The organism is Elstera sp., assembly GCF_044372965.1.
Lineage (GTDB): Bacteria > Pseudomonadota > Alphaproteobacteria > Elsterales > Elsteraceae > Elstera.
In genome coordinates this window covers 1-4,457 of record NZ_JBILQX010000239.1, presented here as the reverse complement: position 1 = coordinate 4,457, position 4,457 = coordinate 1, and the positions used below count along the sequence as shown (strand labels likewise).

General features: G+C 60.9%; 6 protein-coding genes. All 6 read left to right on the top strand.

Translation table 11 applies throughout. The features are described 5' to 3' along the window. A partial coding sequence (locus ACIQ36_RS18705) for an XdhC family protein (protein ID WP_395832160.1) occupies window positions 1-457 on the top strand: 457 nt, incomplete at its 5' end. A gap of 4 nt (window positions 458-461) precedes the next feature. After that, complete coding sequence (locus tag ACIQ36_RS18700; protein WP_395832157.1) at window positions 462-2,099, top strand: NTP transferase domain-containing protein; 1,638 nt, start codon at window positions 462-464, stop codon at window positions 2,097-2,099. 57 nt (window positions 2,100-2,156) lie between these two features. Continuing rightward, window positions 2,157-2,384 carry a hypothetical protein gene (locus tag ACIQ36_RS18695; protein WP_395832154.1) on the top strand — a complete coding sequence of 76 codons (228 nt, stop codon included), beginning with the start codon at window positions 2,157-2,159 and terminating at the stop codon, window positions 2,382-2,384. Window positions 2,385-2,479: 95 nt separating this feature from the next. Next, window positions 2,480-3,709, top strand: coding sequence for an adenylate/guanylate cyclase domain-containing protein (locus tag ACIQ36_RS18690; protein WP_395832152.1), 1,230 nt, complete (start codon window positions 2,480-2,482; stop codon window positions 3,707-3,709). A gap of 187 nt (window positions 3,710-3,896) precedes the next feature. After that, window positions 3,897-4,040, top strand: coding sequence for a hypothetical protein (locus ACIQ36_RS18685; RefSeq protein WP_395832150.1), 144 nt, complete (start codon window positions 3,897-3,899; stop codon window positions 4,038-4,040). Window positions 4,041-4,218: 178 nt separating this feature from the next. Then, a partial coding sequence (locus ACIQ36_RS18680; RefSeq protein ID WP_395832148.1) for a dihydrofolate reductase family protein occupies window positions 4,219-4,457 on the top strand: 239 nt, incomplete at its 3' end.

Sequence of the window (4,457 nt, the reverse complement as noted above, 5' to 3'; positions counted from 1 at the left end):
TTTGGTCGGCGCGGTCCATATCGCGCAGGCCGTCATTCCAATGGCGCAGGCCCTAGGCTATGCGGTGACAGTGATCGATCCTCGCCAAGCTTTCGCCACCCCGGAGCGCTTCCCCGGCATCGCCCTGTCGACCGACTGGCCCGATGAGGCGTTGGACGCCCTAAAGCCCGATAGCCGCACCGCCATCGTCACGCTCACCCATGATCCGAAGCTCGATGATCCGGCGCTCACCGCAGCGCTGAAGTCCGACGCTTTCTATATCGGCGCTTTAGGGAGCCGGAAGACCCATACCAGCCGCTTGCAGCGCTTGACCGAGGCCGGGTTTACCGACGCCGATCTTCAGCGCATTCAAGGCCCCGTGGGGCTCGCGATTGGGGCAAAGACGCAGGCCGAAATCGCCCTGTCGATCTTGGCGCAAATCACCGCGATGCGGCGCTTGGGGAAAGCTAGCCTCTAGCCCCATGCAGTTCGGCTCCCGTCCCCTATCGGAGTGCCTTGGCGGCCTGCTCGCCCACGCCACGCCGCCGTTCAAGAAAGGCCATCGGCTAACCGAAGCCGATTGCGCCCTTCTGGCCAGCGCCGGGCACGATCACGTCATCGTCGCCGCTCTGGAGCCGGGCGATCTGCACGAGGATGACGCCGCGACCCGCCTCGCCCTAGCCCTCACCGGATCAGGATTGCGGGCGGAAGCGGCTTTTACCGGGCGCGTCAATCTGTTTGCCGTCGACGCGGGCCTGCTGGTGCTGGATCGCGCCGCGCTGGAAGAGTTGAACCGGCGCGATGAACGGCTCACGCTGGCAACCCTACCGCCCTTCGCCTCAGTGCAGGCCGGGGATATGGTCGCAACGATCAAGATTATCCCCTTCGCCGTGCCGGGTGCGTTGGTCGAGCAAGCAATTGCGGCCTTGCCGGTCGAAGCCTTGCGCCTCGCCCCCTTCAAACCACTGCGCCCGCTGCTACTCCACACACTATTGCCTGGCACCAAGCTAAGTTTGGCGGAAAAGGCCCAGAGCGTGACGGCGGCCCGCCTCGCCGCCTTGGGATCGGTCCTGCCCCCCGTGCGCACGCTGCCGCACCGACAAGACACGGTGGCCGTGGCGCTGAAACAAGCCGTTGCAGAGGGCTTCGATCCGATCCTGATTATGGGCGCGAGCGCAGTCGCCGACCAGGCCGACGTCATCCCGGCGGGGATTGAGCAGGCGGGCGGTATCGTTCATCAAGTCGGCATGCCCGTTGACCCTGGTAATCTGTTGATTCTGGGACAGATTGGCGCGGCGCGCGTGCTGGGGCTGCCCGGCTGTGCGCGCTCACCGAAACTGAACGGCTTCGATTGGGTCTTACAGCGGTTTGCCGCCGGGATTGAGGTGAGGGCAGCGGATCTTCGCGCCATGGGCATCGGCGGTTTGCTCATGGAAATCCCAAGCCGCCCGCAACCGCGTCTGCCTGAACCGGAAGCCCGGAAAGCGCCCCGCCTTGGCGCGCTCCTGCTCGCGGCGGGCCAGTCGCGGCGGATGGGGCCGGACAGTAAGCTGCTGTTGCCCTTCCCAGAGAAGCCGATGGTCGCCGTTACCGCCGAGCATCTGCGGCAAGCGGGCTGTTTCGCGCCGATCCTGGTCGTCACCGGCAGCCGACAGGCGGAGGTTCGGGCGGTGCTTGAGGCGAGCGATGCCGGACCGCTGACCCTGGTTGAGGCCCCCGACTATGCCGACGGGCTCAGTCGGTCACTGATTGCTGGAATAAAGCACGCCCTAACCCTACCTCTGGATGGATTGCTGATCGCGTTGGCCGATATGCCGCTGGTCGGAGCCGAGGATTTGCGCGCCCTGGCAGAGGCTTTTGACCCCGCAGCAGGCCGCGCCGTGATTGTTCCTACTGTGCAAGGCCAGCGCGGCAATCCCACCCTTTGGGCACGCGACTTGTTGCCGGAGATGCTGGCCTTGACCGGCGATCAGGGGGCAAAGCGCTTGATGGATCGATTTCCCGACCGGCTGTTAGAGCTTCCCCGCGACAATCCCGGATTGCTAGCCGACCTTGATACACCGGAAGCCTACCGGATTGCGCTTGCCAGTATTCGGCTTTCGTCTGGTGGTACAAAGTAAATTGCACTTTCTTTAGAGTTGGTTATAGTGCGTTTATCCAAACGAGGATGAAGTGATATGGCTGAGCGCATTCAAGGACCGATTACCGATCGTGGGCTTCAGCTCGACACGCGCGTCGGCGGCCTGCGCTCGCCAGAAAAGCCCGAGAAGATCAATGATCGTGACCGCAAACGCTGGCGGCCGAAGATTCCGACGATGGAAGATTTGCAGGCTATCTTCATCGATGGGCAAATCCTGCTGCCGTTACGATATTTTCGCGGTCACTATCTAGATATTCTCGTTTAACCTTCCTATCTGTCCAACGGCGCGCACGATTAACACCGTTAATCAACGCACGCTGTTTACCGGGCATATTCCCGGACAGAAAGGAAAAACCGCCGATGACCGCCCTCCTCTGTTCCCGCGAAAAGCTTCTCGGCCCCAGCGAGGGCTGGAGCTTGGCCCCGATTGCGGAATGGTTGCTCACGGAAGGTCAGCGCGCCCATAATGCTGAAGCCCTCGTCGCGGGCCTCACCGAGCGGCTGCTGATCCTGGGATTGCCGTTGGACCGGCTGCACGTTTCCGTCGAAACCCTCCACCCGCAGCTTATAGCCTGGTCGGTCAGTTGGTTCAAAGAGACCGGCACCAGCATTTTCCTGGCACCACACGCCGTCAGCCTGCGCCCGGACTTTAAAGGCAGCCCGATTGAGCATATTCGCGCGGGCGGTGCCGAAATCCGCTATCGCCCGGCTCTCGGCCTGCTTGAGCATAATCAGCCGAGCTTTTTTGATGACCTCGTGCAGGAGCAGATTAGCGATTATGTTGCGCTGCCCATGGTGTTTTCCAACGGCACGCGCAATTTCGTCAGCTTTGGTTCCCGCGCCGCCGAGGGTTTTAGCGACGATGATCTCGCCAAGCTGCGCGCGCTGGTGCTGTTCTTAACGCCACTGTTCGAAACGCTGGAGTTGCGCTTTCTGTCGAAAACCCTCTTGGAAACCTATGTCGGCCCGCGCACTGCCGATAAGGTGCTGGCGGGGTCGATCAAGCGCGGCGATAGTGAGGTGATCCAGGCGGCCATCTGGTATTCGGACCTGCGCAATTTCACCGGCCTCACCGAAAGCCTGCCTGCCGCGAAGTTGATCGAGCTGTTGAACGAATATTGCGAGCATGTCGCCGCCGCCGCCGCCCCGCGTGGGGGCGAGATTTTGCAGTTCATTGGCGATGCAATTCTGATCGTCTTCGCGGCGGACGGCGCGAATGCCCTACGCATTGCGGCGAACAATGCGGTAGATGCCGCTATCGACGCCTTCAACGGGCTTGCCGTCGTGAACCATCGCCGTCAGCGCCGCCAAGAACCGCCGATCCGCTTCGGCGTAGGGCTGCACGTCGGCACCGTTACCCATGGCAATATCGGCTCCCCCAGCCGCTTGGCTTTTAATGTCGTCGGCGGTGCCGTGAACCGCGCGGCGCGACTGGAAGCCCAAACCAAGGATTTCGATACGCCGCTGCTGTTCTCAAGCGATCTCGCCGCCTTGCTCTCCCAACCCAGCCGTAAACTGGGGGAAGTGCCGATGCGCGGGCTCGTCGGGCTACATACGGTTCATACGCTGGATCCGCCGATTGAGATTTAACATTAAGTAAATTACGTAATACACTGTTTTTAAACAAAATATCTTGACGACATAAACCTATCAGCGCAGTGTTTCCTCACGGCGGCAGTTGTGCCGTCCCGCCACGGAGGAAAACATGGCTGAGCATATCGTCTACACTGTAGAAGCGCGCAGTCGGACCGGAGCGGATAAGCGATTTGGGGTTTTCATGGACCGTCGGACGGCAGAATGCTGGACCAAGAAACTGGGCGACGACGTCGATACCGTGATTACCGAGTCCTATCTGTGGGACCGACGTCATAATCACAATCTGGGGAGCGGTTTGGGCGTTCAAGCCCCGATCCAGATGTAAGTATTGCCTTGAAATTCGCGACGGTCGCCTTGGTGGACCGGCGCGGGGAGTTCGGGGCCTTTCGCGAATGGGATTTCACTCCCTGCCCCGATCTAAGCGGATCAATCCTTGGATTGGTCCGCTTTTTCGTCGAGACTCACTCATTCCTACCACGACGGTTATTCTTATTGGCGACGTGATGAAGCGACCGCAAACCTCTGTTTTTATTGCAATAAGCCTTGATGGGTTCATCGCGCGCTCCAACGGCGGTCTCGATTGGCTGGACCGGGCCAATTCCCGTATTCCGGCGGGGGAAGATTGCGGGTATGCGGCGTTCTTCGCGAGCATCGACACGATCATTCTAGGGGCGCGAACCTTTGAAACCGTGCAGGGCTTCGAACCTTGGCCCTATGCCGGTAAACGGGTGGTCGTTCTCAG